The organism is Clostridium fallax (assembly GCF_900129365.1).
GTDB classification, from domain to species: Bacteria; Bacillota; Clostridia; order Clostridiales; family Clostridiaceae; genus Clostridium_AH; species Clostridium_AH fallax.
The window spans coordinates 1-18,339 of sequence record NZ_FQVM01000027.1; the positions used below are offsets into that span (position 1 = coordinate 1).

The 18,339-nt window shown below is 27.9% G+C and carries 16 protein-coding genes; 1 reads left to right on the forward strand and 15 read right to left on the reverse strand.

The features are described from left to right. The 13 genes from BUA70_RS10710 to BUA70_RS10770 all read right to left on the reverse strand — a co-directional run. Positions 1 to 929: FAD-dependent oxidoreductase (locus tag BUA70_RS10710; protein WP_072897200.1), on the reverse strand; the 929-nt coding region annotated here is incomplete at its 3' end. Further along, positions 929 to 1,819 carry a sulfide/dihydroorotate dehydrogenase-like FAD/NAD-binding protein gene (locus tag BUA70_RS10715; protein ID WP_072897202.1) on the reverse strand — a complete coding sequence of 297 codons (891 nt, stop codon included), beginning with the start codon at positions 1,817 to 1,819 and terminating at the stop codon, positions 929 to 931. The genes BUA70_RS10715 and BUA70_RS10710, both read right to left, overlap by 1 nt. Positions 1,820 to 1,919: 100 nt before the next feature. Continuing rightward, entirely contained in the window at positions 1,920 to 3,086 is a 1,167-nt protein-coding gene (locus BUA70_RS10720) for an iron-containing alcohol dehydrogenase (RefSeq protein WP_072897204.1), read from the reverse strand. A 179-nt stretch (positions 3,087 to 3,265) separates the two neighbouring features. Then, positions 3,266 to 3,736, reverse strand: coding sequence for a hypothetical protein (locus BUA70_RS10725; protein ID WP_072897206.1), 471 nt, complete (start codon positions 3,734 to 3,736; stop codon positions 3,266 to 3,268). 115 nt (positions 3,737 to 3,851) lie between these two features. Then, on the reverse strand, positions 3,852 to 4,700 hold the full coding sequence (locus tag BUA70_RS10730) for a 3-hydroxybutyryl-CoA dehydrogenase (RefSeq protein ID WP_072897209.1): 849 nt from the start codon (positions 4,698 to 4,700) through the stop codon (positions 3,852 to 3,854). A gap of 83 nt (positions 4,701 to 4,783) precedes the next feature. Beyond that, positions 4,784 to 5,791, reverse strand: coding sequence for an electron transfer flavoprotein subunit alpha/FixB family protein (locus BUA70_RS10735; protein WP_072897212.1), 1,008 nt, complete (start codon positions 5,789 to 5,791; stop codon positions 4,784 to 4,786). 20 nt (positions 5,792 to 5,811) lie between these two features. Further along, positions 5,812 to 6,591 (reverse strand): electron transfer flavoprotein subunit beta/FixA family protein, encoded by a 780-nt coding sequence (locus tag BUA70_RS10740; protein WP_072897214.1) that lies wholly within the window; start codon positions 6,589 to 6,591, stop codon positions 5,812 to 5,814. 18 nt (positions 6,592 to 6,609) lie between these two features. After that, a complete protein-coding gene (locus BUA70_RS10745) occupies positions 6,610 to 7,749 on the reverse strand; it encodes an acyl-CoA dehydrogenase (RefSeq protein WP_072897216.1) in 1,140 nt (379 codons plus the stop codon). A 31-nt stretch (positions 7,750 to 7,780) separates the two neighbouring features. After that, positions 7,781 to 8,563: a short-chain-enoyl-CoA hydratase gene (locus tag BUA70_RS10750; RefSeq protein WP_072897217.1), complete on the reverse strand. Its 783-nt coding sequence runs from the start codon at positions 8,561 to 8,563 to the stop codon at positions 7,781 to 7,783. A 216-nt stretch (positions 8,564 to 8,779) separates the two neighbouring features. Next, entirely contained in the window at positions 8,780 to 9,415 is a 636-nt protein-coding gene (locus tag BUA70_RS10755) for a redox-sensing transcriptional repressor Rex (RefSeq protein WP_072897218.1), read from the reverse strand. A gap of 444 nt (positions 9,416 to 9,859) precedes the next feature. Continuing rightward, positions 9,860 to 10,423 (reverse strand): manganese efflux pump MntP, encoded by a 564-nt coding sequence (locus BUA70_RS10760; protein WP_072897219.1) that lies wholly within the window; start codon positions 10,421 to 10,423, stop codon positions 9,860 to 9,862. Positions 10,424 to 10,903: 480 nt separating this feature from the next. Then, entirely contained in the window at positions 10,904 to 13,081 is a 2,178-nt protein-coding gene (locus BUA70_RS10765; RefSeq protein WP_072897220.1) for a heavy metal translocating P-type ATPase, read from the reverse strand. A gap of 24 nt (positions 13,082 to 13,105) precedes the next feature. After that, a complete protein-coding gene (locus tag BUA70_RS10770) occupies positions 13,106 to 13,462 on the reverse strand; it encodes an ArsR/SmtB family transcription factor (RefSeq protein WP_423236774.1) in 357 nt (118 codons plus the stop codon). Positions 13,463 to 13,712: 250 nt separating this feature from the next. Between BUA70_RS10770 and BUA70_RS10775 the strand changes: the two genes are divergently transcribed. Continuing rightward, complete coding sequence (locus tag BUA70_RS10775) at positions 13,713 to 14,750, forward strand: hypothetical protein (protein WP_072897222.1); 1,038 nt, start codon at positions 13,713 to 13,715, stop codon at positions 14,748 to 14,750. Between the two features lie 62 nt (positions 14,751 to 14,812). Here the strand turns inward: BUA70_RS10775 and BUA70_RS10780 are convergent, their stop codons facing one another. After that, a complete protein-coding gene (locus tag BUA70_RS10780; RefSeq protein ID WP_072897223.1) occupies positions 14,813 to 15,820 on the reverse strand; it encodes a P-loop NTPase fold protein in 1,008 nt (335 codons plus the stop codon). A gap of 317 nt (positions 15,821 to 16,137) precedes the next feature. After that, on the reverse strand, positions 16,138 to 18,321 hold the full coding sequence (locus BUA70_RS10785; RefSeq protein WP_072897224.1) for a DNA topoisomerase III: 2,184 nt from the start codon (positions 18,319 to 18,321) through the stop codon (positions 16,138 to 16,140). Positions 18,322 to 18,339: the final 18 nt, after the last annotated feature.

Below are 18,339 nucleotides of genomic sequence, written 5' to 3' on the forward strand. Positions count from 1 at the left end.
CTATATACTATATGAGTTTCTGCTCCTAATCTTAAAGCTGTTCTTGCAGCATCCATTGCAACATTACCGCCACCTACTACTGCAACTTTCTTTCCAGCTCTTATAGGAGTTGAATAATCTTCTTTAAATGCCTTCATTAAATTGTTTCTTGTTAAAAATTCATTAGCTGAAAATACTCCATTAGCATTTTCACCTGGAATATGCATGAACTTTGGAAGTCCTGCTCCTGAACCTATAAATACAGCATCGAAGTTTTCGTCTTCAAAAAGTTCATCTATAGTAACAGTTCTACCTATAATAACATTTGTTTCTATTTTTACACCTAATTTTTTAACATTTTCAATCTCATGTTTTACTACAGTCTCTTTTGGTAATCTAAACTCTGGAATTCCATAAACTAAAACCCCACCTGGTTCATGTAAAGCTTCAAAAATAGTTACATCATATCCAAGCTTCGCTAAATCACCAGCACAGGTTAATCCAGCTGGACCACTTCCTACCACAGCAACCTTTTTACCATTCTTTTTAATTTCAGGAGTTAAATCAATATTATTTTCCCTAGTCCAATCGGCTACAAATCTTTCTAATTTACCAATTGAAACAGAATCGCCTTTAATTCCTAGAACACATTTTCCTTCACATTGTCTTTCTTGAGGACAAACTCTACCACAAATTGCTGGAAGAGCAGATGCTTCTGCAATAACCTTTGCTGCACCTTCTATATCTCCATCTTTGATCTTTTGAATAAATCCTGGAATATTTATATTAACAGGACACTCTCCCACACATCTTGGGTTTTTACAATTTAAACATCTTGAAGCTTCCTCTTCAGCTTCTTCTAAATTATATCCTAAACAAACTTCATCAAAGTTTTTTGCTCTCACTTTAGCATCTTGTTCTTTTACTGGTATTCTCTTTAAATTAGCCATTATTTATCACCTCCGCAGCCACATCCACCATGATGATGTGTATCACCTTCTTCTAATTTTAACTTAGCTCTTCCTTCCTCTGTTTTATACATTGTTTGTCTTCTCATAGCTTCGTCAAAATTAACTAAATGTCCATCAAATTCCGGACCATCTACACAAGCAAATTTAACTTCTCCACCTACAGTAACTCTACATGCTCCACACATTCCAGTTCCATCAACCATTATTGGGTTTAAACTTACAATTGTTTTTATTCCAAGTTCTTTCGTTAAAAGACATACAAATTTCATCATTATCATAGGTCCTATAGCTATTACTCTATCGTACTTTTTACCTTCTTCATTAACTAATTTTTTTAATAAATCTGTAACTAATCCTTTAAATCCATAAGAGCCATCATCAGTTGCAACATATACATTGCCTGCAACCTTTTCCATTTCTTCTTTTAAAATTATTAAATCCTTATTTTTTGCACCAATAATTACATCTGCTTTTATGCCCCTTGAATTTAACCATTTAACTTGAGGATAAACTGGTGCTGTTCCAACTCCTCCTGCTATAAATAATATTTTTTCTTTTTTTAATTCATCTAAAGGCTCATTAACCATTTCAGATGGTTGTCCTAATGGACCAACAAAATCTTGATATGATTCTCCTTCTTTAAATTCAATCATTTCTTCTGTGGAACTTCCCATAACTTGTACAACTACAGTTACAGTACCTTTATCTTTATCATAATCACATATAGTTAAAGGAATTCTTTCTCCCCTTTCATTTACCTTTAAAATAACAAACTGACCTGGCTCAGCTGATTTTGCAACTCTTGGTGCATATATATCCATAAGATATATATTACCTGCTAATCTCTCTTTTTTCATTATTTTGTACAAAGTAAACTCCCCCAAACTTTTTAATTTTATAATTGTTAAAAAAGTCTGCATTCATTCAGCCAAAGCAGAATGATCTGCAGACTTTAAATTTTACTTTTTATTAAAAATCAACATTTTTTCCATAATAAGTAGCTTCAAATAGATTTTCCATTTCCTCTGGTGTTATACTACGTGGGTTAGCCCCAGTGCAAGCGTCTTTAACTGCTCTTTCTGCAATCATCTTTAATTTTGCATTAAAGTCATCTTCTTTAACACCATAATCTTTTAATGTTAGAGGTATATCCATTTGCCTATTCATATCTTTAATTAATGAAACTAAAGATTGAACTAATTCATCTTCATTTTTACCTTCAAGCCCTAATCTTTTAGCTATATAAGCATATCTATCTATAGCAGTTTTCTTATTAAATTCTATAACATATGGCAAATAAATAGCATTTGCACAACCATGAGGTATATTAAATACAGCTCCAGTTTTATGTGCCATACTATGAGTTATTCCTAATAAAGCATTTGAAAATGCCATTCCAGCTAAACATTGAGCATAATGCATCTTTTCTCTTGCATTGCTGTCACCTTTATAAGAATTATATAAATTCTTTACAACCATTTCTATAGCTTCCATTGCTAATGGATCTGAAAATGGAGAATGTAATCCTGCTACATAAGCTTCTATAGCATGAGTTAAAGCATCCATACCAGTATAAGCAGTTAATTTAGCAGGCATTGATTCTGCTAACTCTGGATCAACTATAGCAATATCTGGAGTAATATTAAAGTCTGCTATAGGATATTTTATTTCTGTTTTATAATCTGTTATAACAGAAAAAGCAGTAACTTCACTAGCTGTTCCAGAAGTTGATGGTATTCCAATAAATTTTGCCTTAGTTCTAAGTTCTGGCAAAGTAAATGGATCTTTTATATCATCAAATTTTACTTCTGGGTGCTCATAAAATATCCACATAGCTTTAGCAGCATCTATAGCTGAACCTCCACCTAAAGCAACTATCCAGTCTGGTTCAAAATTAACCATAGCTTCTGCACCTCTTAAAACTGTCTCAACAGAAGGATCTGGCTCAACCCCTTCGAAAACCATTACATCCATAGCTGCTTGTCTTAAGTTTTCTTCTACTTGTTGAAGGAACCCTAGTCGTTTCATAGATCCCCCTCCAACTACAATAAAGGCTTTTTTACCTTTAAGAGTTTTTAAAATATTAATTGATTCTCTACCAAAATAAATATCCCTTGGTATTGTAAATCTGTTCATAAAAACCCCTCCTTATATACCAAAAACTAATTCTTTCTTTTTATTATATCACAACAATTTACAATAGTCTGAATTTTATAAAAGTTATATTGATACTTTAATATTTTATTCATAGATATATAAAAATATTTTTTAAACTTAAAATTTTAATATCTATTATTATTTTAGTTAAAATAAATTTAAAGTATTAATATTGCAACCACAATTAAAGCTATTGATACATATACATTAAATCTTCTATATTCATCTAAATCTTTACTTTTTATAACAGAAAATGTTTCCCCAAAAAAATAAATAGCTACAAAAGCTCCATAAGCTAAATAATACGGAAATAATTTATTATTTATACCTAAAGTTTCAAATCTATAACCTAAAAACAATATACCTAAACCTATTAATATATATGCTATAGAACCTTTTTCTACATGTAATTTAAACTCACTATCTTTTTTTTGAAAGGCTTCCCATCTATCAATATTTATAAACTTATCTATTTTCTTAACTTCTTTAGGAATAAAAATAATCATTAAACCTTTAATTATAAATATTCCTCCAATTAAATAAGTAGTTTTACCTACCCCTATAAAATATACAATAAGTGGCACTAATAATGTAAGTATTATTCCAAAAGCTATAGTTCTTCCTCTCATAAGTTCTCCTCCTTCCATCTTTTTACTATTATTATATATTATTTTTTATTACAAAAACACCTGTCACACTAAAATGCAACAGGTGTTTATTTCTCAATTAACCTTTATAAATAAACTATTTGCTATAATCGTAGAATCCTTTTCCGCTCTTTCTTCCAAGCCATCCAGCTCTTACATATTTTCTTAAAAGACTGTGGGCTCTATATTTAGGATCTCCAGTTTCTTTTTGTAATACATCCATTATAGCTAGACAAACATCTAATCCTATAAGATCTCCTAAAGCTAAAGGTCCCATTGGATGGTTTGCACCAAGTTTCATAGCTGTATCTATATCTTCTGCAGAAGCTATGCCTTCTGCTAATATTCCAACTGCTTCATTTATCATTGGAATAAGTATTCTATTAACAACAAATCCAGGAGCTTCTGCAACTTCTACTGGTTCTTTTCCTATAGCTATTGAAAGTTCTTTAACTTTATCAAAAGTTTCTTGTGATGTAGCCATTCCCCTAATTACTTCAACAAGCTTCATTATTGGAGCCGGATTAAAGAAGTGCATTCCTATAACTTGCGCTGGTCTTGTAGTTGCTGATGCTACTTCTGTTATTGATAATGATGATGTATTTGAAGCTAAGATTGTATCTGCTTTACATATTTTATCTAGTTCAGCAAAGATTTGCTTTTTAATTTCCATATTTTCAATAGCTGCTTCAACAACTAAGTCACAATCAGCAGCTAAATTCATATCAGTTGTTCCACTTATTCTTGAAAGTATTTCTTCTTTTTGTTCTTCTGTTAATTTACCTTTTGTAACTAATCTTGTTAAGTTTTTAGTTATTGTAGCAATTCCTTTATCAACAAACTCATCTTTAATATCCCTAACTATAACTTCATATCCTTTTTGAGCAAAAGCTTGAACTATTCCTGCTCCCATAGTTCCTGCTCCAAGTACAAAAATCTTTTCCATGATAAGCCCTCCATTTTTATATTAGAATCTTCTATTAATTTTATAGAAAATCCTATATTTTAATTTCAATAAATAATTTTAAATTAGTTGTCTTCCTTCATAGCCTTAACTTCAGCTATCATTTCTGGAATAACTTTATTTAAATCTCCTACTATACCATAGTCAGCAACCTTCATTATTGGAGCTGTAGCATCTTTATTTATAGCTATTATCATATCAGCATCTTGCATACCTGCAACGTGTTGTATAGCTCCTGATATACCACATGCTATATATATAGTAGGTCTTACAGTTTTACCTGTTTGTCCAACTTGATAATCTTTATCTAACCATTCATTTTCTACAGCTGCTCTTGATGCTGCCACTGTTCCACCTAAAGCTTGTGCTAAATCCTTTAGTAACTGGAAGTTTTCTTTACTTCCAACACCTCTACCACCTGAAACTATAATATTAGCTTCACTTATATCCTCTATTTCTTTATTCTCTTTAACTACTTCCACAATCTTAGTTCTTATATCATCAGCAGTTAAATTAGTTTTAATATTTTCTATATCAAATTTTCTATCTTCATATGGAAGTTTTGAGAAAACCCCTGGTCTTACTGTAGCCATTTGTGGTCTATGATCTGTACATGCTATTGTAGCCATTAAGTTACCACCAAAAGCTGGTCTTGTAGCTAATAAAAATTTACCTTCTTCATCTATATCTAATGAAGTACAGTCAGCTGTTAGTCCTGTTGATAATCTAGCAGCAACTCTTGGGCCTAAATCTCTTCCTATAAAAGTTGCACCTATAAATAATATTTCTGGTTTTTTTTCATTTACAAGGTCACATATAACCTTTGTATATCCATCAGTTGTATATTGTGCCAATTCCTTATTATCAACAACTAAAACTTCATCTGCTCCATGATTTCCTAATTCAGTTGCTAAATCCTCTATTTCATATCCTAAAAGTAAAGCTGTTAATTTTACTCCTAATTTATCTGCAATTTTTCTTCCTTCTCCTAGTAACTCTAAAGATACTTTTTGAAGTGCTCCATCTCTTTGCTCAGCAAATACCCATACGCCTTTATAATCTGCTATATTCATAATACCTTACCTCCTAAATCCTAGATGTAGTGTTTCTCTTTTAATTTTCCTAGTACATAACCTACTGCTTCTTTAACAGGCTTATCTACAACTTCTCCAGCACCTTTAGCTTCTTTAGTCATTGATTTTTTAACTTTAGTTGGAGAACCTTTTAATCCTAAATCTTCCTTATTCACATCGATATCATCAGCTGACCATTTAACAATTTCTTTGTTTGCAGTTGAAAAGATGTATTTAACGTTCATATATCTTGGATGATTTAATTCTTTTATTGCTGTTAAAAGAACTGGAGTCTTAACCTTTATTAATTCATATCCATCTTCTAAAGCTCTGTTTATTAATAATCCATCCTCTTCCACTTTTACATCTTGAACGTAAGTTATTTGAGGAATATCTAAGTGTTCTGCTATTTCTGGTCCAACTTGTGCAGTATCACCATCTATAGCTTGTCTTCCAGCTAGCACTACGTCATAATCTAATTTCTTTATTGCTCCAGCTAAAGCTTTTGAAGTTGCTAATGTATCTGCTCCTGCAAATGCTCTATCTGTAATTAGTATAGCCTCATCAGCTCCCATACATAAAGCCTCTCTTAAAGCCGCTTCAGCTTGAGGAGGTCCCATACTTATCACTGTTACATGTGCTCCATTTTGATTTTTTAATCTTAAAGCTTCTTCTAATGCGTTTTTATCTTCTGGATTTATAATTGAAGGTACGCCATCTCTTATTAATGTTCCTGTTGCAGGATCTATTTTAACTACAGTTGTATCTGGTACTTGTTTTAAGCAAACTACTATTTTCATCTGTTATGCCCTCCTAAATTATCTTAAAACATTTGCTGCAATAACCATTTTTTGAACTTGTGAAGTTCCTTCATAAATTTCTGTTATCTTAGCATCTCTCATTAATCTTTCTACTGGATATTCTTTAGTGTATCCGTATCCGCCGAATAATTGAACTGCTTTAGTTGTTACTTCCATAGCAACATCTGCAGCAAATAATTTAGCTCTTGCAGCATCTAATGAATAAGGAAGTTTTTTATCTTTAAGCCAAGCAGCTTTATATACTAAATATCTAGCAGCTTCTATTTTTGTATCCATTTCAGCTACCATCCATTGTAATCCTTGAAATGCTGTTAATGATCTTCCAAATTGTTTTCTTTCTTTCATATAAGCAACAGCTTCATCTAATGCACCTTCTGCAAGGCCTAAAGCTTGAGCTGCTATACCAATTCTTCCTCCATCAAGAGTTTTCATTGCTATTCCAAAACCTTTTCCTTCTTTTCCCACTAAATTTTCTTTTGGAACTATACAATTTTCCATTATTAATTCAGTAGTTGATGAGGCTCTTATTCCCATCTTATTTTCAACTTTACCTATTGAAAATCCTTCAAAGTCTTTTTCAACTATAAATGCTGATATTCCCTTAGTTCCCTTGCTTTTATCTGTCATTGCAAACACTATAAATATATCTGCAACTCCTCCGTTAGTTATAAAAATCTTTGATCCATTTAATACATAATGATCCCCATCTAAAACTGCTACTGTTTGTTGACCAGCAGCATCTGTTCCAGCACCTGGTTCTGTTAAACCAAAAGCCCCTAGCTTTTCCCCCTTAGCTAAAGGTGTTAAATACTTTTCCTTTTGAGCTGGAGTACCAAACTGTTCTATTAATGATGCACATAATGAAGTGTGTGCTGATAATATAACTCCATGTGTTCCACATACTTTTGATAATTCTTCAACAGCTAATATATATGATAAAGTGTCTCCACCTGCTCCACCATATTCTACTGGAAATGGAATTCCCATCATTCCTAAGCTTGCCATCTTCTCTACATTTTCCATTGGAAATCTTTCAGTTTCATCTATTTCAGCAGCTATAGGTTTTACTTCATTTTCTGCAAAATCTTTAACCATTTGTTTTACTAATTCTTGTTCTCTAGTTAATTGGAAATTCATTTAAGTTACCTCCTAGTTTTTAGCTTATTAATTATTTATTTTGGAAGTTTTTAGCTCTCTTTTCTACGAAAGCTGTCATACCTTCTTTTTGGTCTTCAGTTGCAAAGCATTTTCCAAAATCATCTGCTTCTATCTCTATTGCACTATCTATATCAACTTGCATTCCTCTATTTATTGCATCTTTGCATAACTTAACTGCTATTGGAGCATTAGAAGCTATTTTATTTGCCATAGCCTTAGCTTCATCCATTAAGTTTTCTAGAGGTACTACTTTATTAACTAATCCTATTCTTAAAGCTTCATCAGCTTTTATCATATCGCAGGTATAGATAAGTTCTTTTGCCTTACCTATTCCAACAATTCTTGCTAATCTTTGTGTTCCACCAAAACCTGGTGTTATGCCTAAGCCTGCTTCTGGTTGAGCAAATTTAGCTTTTTCTGAGGCTATTCTTATATCACATGACATTGATAATTCACATCCACCACCAAGAGCAAATCCTGATATAGCAGCTATAACTGGCTTATCTAATTTTTCAATTCTTCTAAATACTTTATTGCCTAATAATCCGTATTCTTTTCCTTGTTCTTGATTATAGTCTTTCATTTCAACTATATCTGCTCCAGCAACAAATGCTTTTTCTCCTGCACCTGTTAAAATTACAGCATAAATATCATTATCCTTTTCAATTTCAGAAATTGCCATATCTAAATCTTTTAAAGTTTCTGAATTTAAAGCATTTAATGCCTTAGGCCTGTTGATAGTTAGGATTGCAATTTTACCTTCCTTTTCAAGGATTACATTTTTTAGTTCCATTACAGAAATCCCCCTTGTATTTTGATGTTGTTTAATATCATTTTTACTCTAAATTACTTACATTTTATTAAATTTATACTATAACCTGTTAATTCTTTGTTAACTTTATAACAAATTAATGTAAAAAAATAATTGAAGTAAAAACTTCAATTATTATTATAAACCCTTGTTAAATTGTTTGCAATAAAAATTGTATGTTTTTTAACAATTTTTATATTATTGTTCTGACTCATTTAATAAATAGATAAGAGTAAGTATACTTTCACTTAGATGTACATTTTCAACTATTATATTTTCTGGAACTACAAGATCTACTGGAGCAAAGTTCCAAACTCCTCTTACTCCTCCAGCTATAAGCTGATCACAAACCTTTTGTGCATTTACCTTTGGTACACATATAATTCCTATATCTACAGTATTTCTTTCTAAGAAATTATCTAGTTCATCTATATCTTTTATTTCTATATCCCTAATTTTAATGCCTATAAGCTTTGGATTGGCATCAAAAATAGCTATTGTATTAAATCCTAACTTTTGAAAATGTCCATAGTTAGCAATTGCTTGCCCTATATTTCCTGCACCTATTATAACTGTATTATAATCTTTTTGAAGACCTAGTATATTGCTTATTTGATTATAAAGTTCTCTGACATTATATCCGTATCCTTGTTGTCCAAAATCACCAAAGCAATTTAAGTCTTGACGAATTTGAGACGCTGTAAATCCTATCTTCTCGCTTAATTCCTTTGAAGAAATTCTATCTACATCATTTTTCATTAGCTCTGATAAATATCTGTGATATTTGGGTAATCTTTTGATTACAGCCATTGAAATATTCTTTTTTTTGTCCATCTTGGGCACCCTTTCTATATGTATATATTCATCTATATAACATTTATTATTTTTTATTTATTACTATACTATATATATTAACATAAATTCATAATCCTTATCTATATTTTAACACTCTTTTACATAGTTTATATTAATTACAAAATTAAAATTATAAAATACTCTCTTTATATTTATATCCTATTATATTATCCTATTTCAAGTATATTTAATCATTATCTCTATAAAATATTTAATTGATAAAATTTTAGCATTCAAATATATTTTTTATTAAATTTCTCTTTAAATATTATAATTTCACCCTTAACATATTAATATTTTTAACAAAGTTTTTTAATTTAAAATAAATTAAAAGTATATTTTATAAAAAACTATAAATCTTATACTTTTACAATTTTTTATAAATATACTATTCAAATAAAGTTTTATATAATTAATAAAATTTTATAATAGATTAAGATGCTCTACTAATATTTTAGTTCCTATAATTATTAATATAATTCCCCCAATAATTGCTGCCTTATTTTTAAGTATGTCCCCAAACTTTCTTCCTAAAAAAACACCAATAAAACTTAAGATACAAGTTATTAATCCTATAATAAAAACTGGCACTAATATATTAACATTTAAAAATGCAAGACTAACTCCAACAGCTAAAGCATCTATACTAGTAGCTATCGCTAAGAATAAAAACTGTTTATTATTATTTGCTGTTTCTTTATCTTCTTCTTTTTTAAATGCTTCAACAATCATATTTATTCCTATTATTCCAAGGACTATAAAAGCTATCCAGTGATCTATTAATGATATATACCTTGTAAAATTTTTTCCTAAGGCCCACCCTATAAAAGGCATTATTCCTTGAAAAACTCCAAAAAATAAACCACATTTTATTGCTACTTTATTTCTTTCGCCTGAATTATTAATTTTCATTCCCATAGTTAATGATACAGCAAAAGCATCCATTGCAAGCCCTAAACTAATTAAAACAACAGAGAATATATTCAAATTAAAACCTCCAATAATTTTATAATATAAATAATATTTTTAATAATTTATTTACTATATTTTATTTTTGTTATTAAATTTATATTTTAAATAAAGGAACTAAACTTAAATTAAAGATTTAATGATAAAAATGGGACTTATGTATAACTCAACCCTTGTTATACATAAGTCCCACAAAATACAAAGCTAGATGAAAAACATCAGTGTATCAACTCACAATACTAAAGGTACTGTGCGCTACTCCCTATTGCCTGAAAGTATTCTCAACAAAATGATTATATTCAATAATAGTCCCTTTGTCAATGCGATTAACACATTATTTCTTAGATATTTGTTGGAATTCCTCGTCTTATGGATTTATATGTTATTTAATCATAAAGTATCCAGTATAATTAAGTCAAATAAGGATATTTTTTATAATAAATACAGAAACTTTTAAAAAATATTTATTTAAAAGTTTCTGTATGAATAAAACTTAATTTATTTTAATTTTAAAGCTCTCATTGAGTTTAAAACTGCTATTAAAGCTACTCCTACATCTCCAAAAACAGCTTCCCACATAGTAGCAAATCCCATTGCACCTAAAATTAGTATTATAACTTTTACTGATAAAGCAAAGATTATATTCTCCCATACTATTCTATTTGTTTTTCTTGCAATTCTTATTGATAAAGGAATCTTAGCTAGTTCATCATTCATTATTACAACATCTGCTGCCTCTATTGCTGCATCAGAACCTACTCCACCCATAGCTACTCCAATATCTGCTCTTGCTAGAACCGGTGCATCATTTATTCCATCACCTACAAACATAACTTTTCCATTAGAATTCTCTAAGAAAATCTCCTCTAATTTTTCTACTTTATCATTAGGAAGTAACTCTGCATAAGCTTCATCCAACTTTAAGTAATCTTTAACTTTACTAGAAACCTTTTTATTGTCTCCTGTAAGCATAATTACTTTCTTTACTCCTAATTTTTTTAGATAATCTATAGTAATTGCTGAATCTTTCTTTATTTCATCTCCAATAAGTATATATCCATAATATACTTTATTTATTGCAATATGAACTAAAGTTCCCATCTCATTGCTATCATTACATCTTATATTAAACATATCCATAAGCTTTTTATTTCCTGCTAGAATATTTTTACCATTTACTTCAACTTGAATTCCAAATCCAGCAATTTCTTTATAATTTTTTATTAAATTCTTATTAATCTTCTTATCATATTTTTCTGTTATAGACTTTGCTATAGGATGATTAGAATAACTTTCCGCATAAGCTGCATATTTTAATATATCCTCTTTTGAAACATCTCCTATATTTTGAACTTTAAGAACTTTAAATACACCTTTAGTTAAAGTTCCTGTCTTATCAAATACAACAGTATTTATGTTTTTTAAAGTTTCTAAATAGTTTCCACCTTTAATTAGTATACCTTTTTTAGATGCTGCACCTATCCCTCCAAAGAATCCTAAAGGTATAGAAATAACTAAAGCACAAGGACATGAAACTACTAAAAATACTAAAGCTCTATTAACCCATTCTGAAATTGTTCCAATTCCTAAAAGTAATGGTGGTATAAATGCTAAAGCTACAGCACCTAAAACTACTATTGGAGTATAGTATTTTGCAAATTTAGTTATAAACTTTTCTGTTTTAGCTTTCTTACTACCGGCATTTTGTACAAGTTCTAATATTTTAGATACTGTTGATTCTCCAAAATCCTTTGTCACTTTTATTTTTAAAAGTCCGTTTTTATTTATACACCCTGCTAAAATTTCATCATTTTCTTTCACTTCTCTTAATATAGATTCTCCAGTTAAAGCTGAAGTATCCAAGAATCCCTCTCCTTCTATTATAGTACCATCTAAAGGAACTTTTTCTCCTGGTTTTACAATTATATATTCTCCTATATTAACTCTTTCTGGAGCTACTTTTGTCTCTTTATTACCTACTATTAAATTAGCGTAATCAGGTCTTATATCCATTAATTCTTCAATTGATTTTCTTGATCTATTCACTGCTAAACTTTGAAACATTTCTCCTACTTGATAAAATATCATTACTGCCACAGCTTCTGGAAACTCTTTTATAGCAAAAGCTCCTATAGTAGCTACACTCATAAGAAAATTTTCATCGAATACTTCACCTTTTAATATATTCTTAAATGCTTTATATACAATTTCTCCACCTACTAAGATATAACTTATTAAGAAAATAATAAACTTTTTAGACATGTCTACTTTTATAGTCAATCCAATTATAAATAGTATAAATCCTATAGAAAATTTTATAATTTCTTTTGTTTCTAAATTTTCCATAAAGCTTACTTTTGATTGTTTTTTTTCTTTATTTTTTATAATTATCTTTCTATCAGAAGATTTTGAAATTACTGATGGTCTTTTTATTTTATTATTCCCATGTTTTTTTTCACTGACAATAACATCTGGCTCTAACTTCTTTATTATATCTTTTGTTTTTATAATAATATCATCATTATTTTCATCTTTATAACCTTCTATAATTAAAGATTTAGTAGCAAAATTTAATGTTGCTTCTTTAACATTTTCCAATCTATTTACACGATCTTCTATTTTAGCAGCACATCCAGCACAATCTAACCCTTCAAGGTTTAAAAATATCTTGCTCATAATCTGCTCCCCCTTTAAATATTGCTATTCTTTTATATGGCTTAATCCTTCATCAAAAATATGTTTTATATGCTCATCATCAAGAGAATAATAAATAACCTTACCATCTCTTCTAAACTTTACAAGCCTTGCTTGTTTTAAAACTCTAAGTTGATGGGATACTGCCGATTGAGTCATAGATAATAAATTTGCAATATCACACACACACATTTCTGACTCGAATAACGCACATATTATTTTTATTCTTGTTGAATCTCCAAAAACTTTGAAGAATTCAGCTAAATCATAAAGCAATTCTTCTTTCGGAAGTTTATTTTTTACCTTTGAAATTATATCTTCATGTATGATAGAAGAATTACAAGTTTCTATTTTTGATTTCACTTTAATTCACTCTCCTTTATCATATGAATAAGTATTCATATGTTCATATATTATTTTATTCTTCACAAAAAAAAATGTCAATATCATTAAATAAATTTTTAATATTTTATTATTAATTTTTATCATTGATTTTTATCATCATATGAATTTATAATATTAATTAATAATTTATAATATAATTTAAATATCTTATTAAAATTATTAGGTAATTAATATTAACTATAAAAATTTATACCTTTAGGAGTTTAATATGACCAAATCTGCAGAAATTATTGATATATTAACAGAAGCTTTAAAATATGAAAATTTATTAAAGAATGGCAGTAATCTTTTTAATTCCATTTTTAAGCTAATAAATAAAAAAAAGATTCCAAGTTTTATTATAGATAGAATTACTGAAATAATTAATGATTATTCAAATAAATACCCTTTAAATTTAGAGAATTATATTATTTATGAAAATTGTGCTCTTTTGCTATCATTATGTGAAAAGTATCAAGAATCTTTAAAACTTTTCCTTTCTATATGCAAACTCCCATTAGATATGTATTACAAGAACAAGATATACTGTAACTCAGTTAAATGTCATATGCGCTTAGGTAATTATAAAAAAGCTATAAATCTTTGTAATTTTTGTATAAAAAATATACATTATTTAGATCAAGATACAGCTTTTAATTGTCATTTTAATTTAGCATTATGTTATAAAAACATAATGGATTACGATAAATCTTTAGAGGAAATTCAAAATATTGAATACTTTTTCAATATGTCTAAATTTAATATATTTGATACATTACTTTTAAAAGCTAATTTGTTAGCTGAAAAAAATTATACAGATAGTGCTATGGCAATTTATAATTTAATTTTTAATTCTAGTAGTAAATCTTCTCATAAACTAATAATCACCTGCCACATCATGGAAATATACATAAACTCAAATGATGTTTATTTATTAAAAAAGTCTTTAAGAAATATAAAAAATTATATAAAATCTGATGATAATTTTTGTTCCAGAAGATATTATCAATTTGTTTACTATAGTATGTTAAAAGGGTATTGTTTTATAGAAGATTATAATAAATCATCTGAATGCATTATAAATATACTAAATAATGCCATAAAGGCAACAAATTATAAATATATAGACAAGGTGTTTCAAGAAATGGTTAAATTTTATTCTAAAATACCTTCTAAAGATTATTTAAAAATAAAAAACTTATTTAATAAAATAATGTCCTCTGATAATTTTTATAATAAAAAAACTATAAAAGAATTTTTATATTAAATCATATTTTAAATAAAAGCATTTTAGAGATATTTATAAATATTCTAAAATGCTTTTATTTTTTAAATTTTTTCTCTCTCACAAATTAATGTTTCTACTGTTTTTTCTATTAATAAAGCTGTATCTGAAAAACTTCCTACATCTCCTTGATTTTCAAATTGTTCTATGGCATTTCTAATCACATATTCATTTATATATTTATCTTCAATATCTATCTTCCTATAAACATTAGGATAAAATATCTTTAAACCTTCTACTATTAAAAAATTTTCAATTTTATTTTCTTCTATAAATATCTTGAAATCTATTGTATTTAAAAACTTATTAACTATTCTTATATTAGTTAATTTATCTTTAAAAAACTCGCTAAATAATTCCTTTATACCTTTAAATAAATCCTTAGAAATTTTAAATCCTTTTTTCTGAATAATTTTTTCGCTTTCCTTAATTAAATATTCTAGCAAGTCATTTTTATTGCTATTTTTTATAGTTACTTCTATATCTACAACTTTATTTATATATTCTCTTGCAATTTTTTCTCCATTTTTCCCAAAACACATTCCTAAATTTGAAGATAAAATATCACTGTCATAGCACAATAGATATATTACATTATCAAAATCATACTTATTTTTTATTATAGATAATATGTTTCTTATACTCTTGCTTTCTCCCCTATCTAAATCATCAATTATAAGAACTAATTTTTCATTTTTAATCCTTAATTTTTCATTTAAAATATTTTTATATTCATAAGTTTCTTTTGCAAAAATGCTTGAACTTTTCTCATATTTAATAAGTAATTCGTCATTTATTAAATTATTTAACTTTATAAATAATTGATTTATAAATTCATTTTCATCTTTCATATAAAAAATATTTAAATATTCTATCCTTAATTTTTTATCTTTTTTTAATATCTTTTCTACTTCTTTTACTATACTTGTTTTTCCGCCACCATTTATTCCCTGTATTCCTATTATTGTAGCTGTATTATTATTAAGCAGTTTTATTCCTTGTACAATATCTTCTATATCAGATAAATTTAGATTATAAAGCTTTTTATCCATATCTAATATATTATTAATCTATTTAAAATTAATAATTTTCCTCCTAAAATTACTTCCTAATACTATATTATGGATATTACTTAAATAGTTGTTATTAAAATAATTATATTTAATATAAAAGAAAAAACTTTTATGTATCTAAAGTCTATAATAAATATAAAAAAAGATACTCTATAAAAATTCTCCTTTTTAAGTGGCTTATATTTATTTTTAAATAAATGTATAAATAAAAAGAAGGCCTTACCTAAATTAATTTTTTAAAAATTATTTTAGGTGAACCTTCTCTTTTTAATTATTTATAATTTATTTTAAAGGAATTAAAATTTTAATTTACTTAATGCATCTGCTAAAGCTGAATTACCAAATTCATCATTTTCTTTACTTTGATTCTTTAAATATTTATTTACATCCCTTTTAGAAACTTTAGAATTATCTTTCTTTTTTCTTTCATTGAAAGCTGAAAGTTTTTCTTTATATCCACAGCTACATACAAATATTTTACCTTCTCCTTCTCCTCTAAGCTCTAATTTTTTATGACAATTGGGGCATCTGGAATTAGTTACAGTTGATAGACTCTTTCTATATCCACATTCTCTATCTTGGCAAACAAGCATTTTTCCCTTTTTTCCGTTAACCTCCAACATATACTTGCCACAATTAGGGCATTTGCTTCTTGTAAGGTTATCATGGGTAAACCTTTCATTACTATTTTTTATTTCCTTAACAACTTCTTTAGAATATTTTTTCATTTCATCTATAAACTTAACTTTGCTTAAGTTTCCTTTAGAAATAGCCGTTAATTTTTGCTCCCATTTAGCTGTTAAAGTAGGTGTTTTTAAGTCTACAGGAACTAGCTCTAATAACTGTCTTCCTTTAGAGGTTAAGTATATATCTTTACCCTTTTTTTCTATTAAAAATGTAGCAAATAATTTTTCTATTATGTCTGCTCTTGTGGCAACAGTTCCAAGACCCCCTGTCTCTCCTATAGTTTTTATAAGATCTTTTCCTTCGCCCTCCATATATCGTGATGGATTCTCCATAGCTGAAAGCAATGTAGCTTCATTAAAAGGAGATGGCGGATTAGTTTTTCCTTCTGTCTTTTTTAAAGATTTAACTTTTAGTGTATTTCCTTCTTCAATTTTATCTATTAATTGTTCTTTAAGTTCATCATCTTCTTTTTCATTGAAATCTTTTGAATATATTTCCTTCCACCCATAGGATATTATATTCTTTCCCTTAGCGATAAAATCATATTTATCAATTCTACACTTTAAATTAATTTGCTTATATTCAAAAGGTTTATCTAAAATAGCTAAAAATCTTTTTACTACTAAATCATAAACCTTTCTTTCCCTGTCATTTAAATCCATCAAACTAATCTTTTCTTCTGTTGGAATTATTGCATGGTGATCACTAACTTTTTTATTATCAACAAAATTACTACTTGCTTTTATACCTCTCTTTAAAATATTTAAAGCATATTTTGAATATGGTCCAACACCACAGGCTTTAACTCTATCTTTTAGAGTATCCACTATATCTGATGTTATGTATCTTGAATCCGTTCTTGGATAAGTTAAAACTTTATGATGTTCATATAACTTTTGCATAATACTTAAAGTTTCTTTTGGTGAAAATCCAAATATTTTATTACAGTCTCTTTGAAGTTCTGTTAAATCATAAAGCTTTGGTGAATAACTTTTTTTAAGTTTCTCCTCTATAGATACAACTTTACATTCTTTACCTTTTATACTTTTTATAATATTATCAATTTTTTCTTCATTAAAGCTTTTTATATCTTTACTCTTTTCATCTTGCCATGTAAGCTCTAAATTATCTGCAAAAACTTTTATAGAATAGAATTTTTTAGGCTTAAAGTTTTTTATCTCTTCTTCTCTTTTATTTATTATTGCTAAAGTAGGTGTTTGAACTCTACCACAGGATAATTGAGCATTATATTTACAAGTTAAAGCTCTTGTTGCATTTATTCCTACTATCCAATCCGCTTCTGCTCTTGCAATAGCTGAATAATATAAATTTTCATAAGCCTTACCATCTTTTAGATTTTTAAATCCGTCCTTTATAGCCTTATCTGTTACAGATGAAATCCATAATCTTTTTATAGGTTTTCTTACATGGGATTTTTCTATAATCCATCTAGCTACAAGCTCACCTTCTCTTCCAGCATCTGTAGCTATAACTATTTCTTTTACATCTTTTCTGTTTAATTGAAATTTTACATTATTAAATTGTTTGCTACTTTGTCTTATAACTACTAGTTTTAATCTTTCAGGTATTATAGGAAGATCTGCTATGTTCCAACTTTTATAGCTTTCACTATATATTTCTGGATCTGCTAAAGTTACAAGATGGCCTAACGCCCAAGTTACAATATATTTTTCACCTTCTAAAAATCCATTGCCTTTTTTATTACATTTTAATACTCTAGCTAAATCTCTTCCTACAGAAGGCTTTTCTGCTAAAACAACAATTTTACTCATATTAACATTCCTTTTAAA

What these genes read in the sequence shown, in the direction of transcription:
- BUA70_RS10730 (WP_072897209.1), bottom strand. Translation starts at nt 4,700, where the DNA reads ATGGAAAAGATTTTTGTACTTGGAGCAGGAACTATGGGAGCAGGAATA.
- BUA70_RS10755 (WP_072897218.1), bottom strand. Translation starts at nt 9,415, where the DNA reads ATGGACAAAAAAAAGAATATTTCAATGGCTGTAATCAAAAGATTACCC.
- BUA70_RS10740 (WP_072897214.1), bottom strand. Translation starts at nt 6,591, where the DNA reads ATGAAAATAGTAGTTTGCTTAAAACAAGTACCAGATACAACTGTAGTT.
- BUA70_RS10725 (WP_072897206.1), bottom strand. Translation starts at nt 3,736, where the DNA reads ATGAGAGGAAGAACTATAGCTTTTGGAATAATACTTACATTATTAGTG.
- BUA70_RS10785 (WP_072897224.1), bottom strand. Translation starts at nt 18,321, where the DNA reads ATGAGTAAAATTGTTGTTTTAGCAGAAAAGCCTTCTGTAGGAAGAGAT.
- BUA70_RS10735 (WP_072897212.1), bottom strand. Translation starts at nt 5,791, where the DNA reads ATGAATATAGCAGATTATAAAGGCGTATGGGTATTTGCTGAGCAAAGA.
- BUA70_RS10765 (WP_072897220.1), bottom strand. Translation starts at nt 13,081, where the DNA reads ATGAGCAAGATATTTTTAAACCTTGAAGGGTTAGATTGTGCTGGATGT.
- BUA70_RS10780 (WP_072897223.1), bottom strand. Translation starts at nt 15,820, where the DNA reads ATGGATAAAAAGCTTTATAATCTAAATTTATCTGATATAGAAGATATT.
- BUA70_RS10745 (WP_072897216.1), bottom strand. Translation starts at nt 7,749, where the DNA reads ATGAATTTCCAATTAACTAGAGAACAAGAATTAGTAAAACAAATGGTT.
- BUA70_RS10720 (WP_072897204.1), bottom strand. Translation starts at nt 3,086, where the DNA reads ATGAACAGATTTACAATACCAAGGGATATTTATTTTGGTAGAGAATCA.
- BUA70_RS10775 (WP_072897222.1), top strand. Translation starts at nt 13,713, where the DNA reads ATGACCAAATCTGCAGAAATTATTGATATATTAACAGAAGCTTTAAAA.
- BUA70_RS10750 (WP_072897217.1), bottom strand. Translation starts at nt 8,563, where the DNA reads ATGGAACTAAAAAATGTAATCCTTGAAAAGGAAGGTAAAATTGCAATC.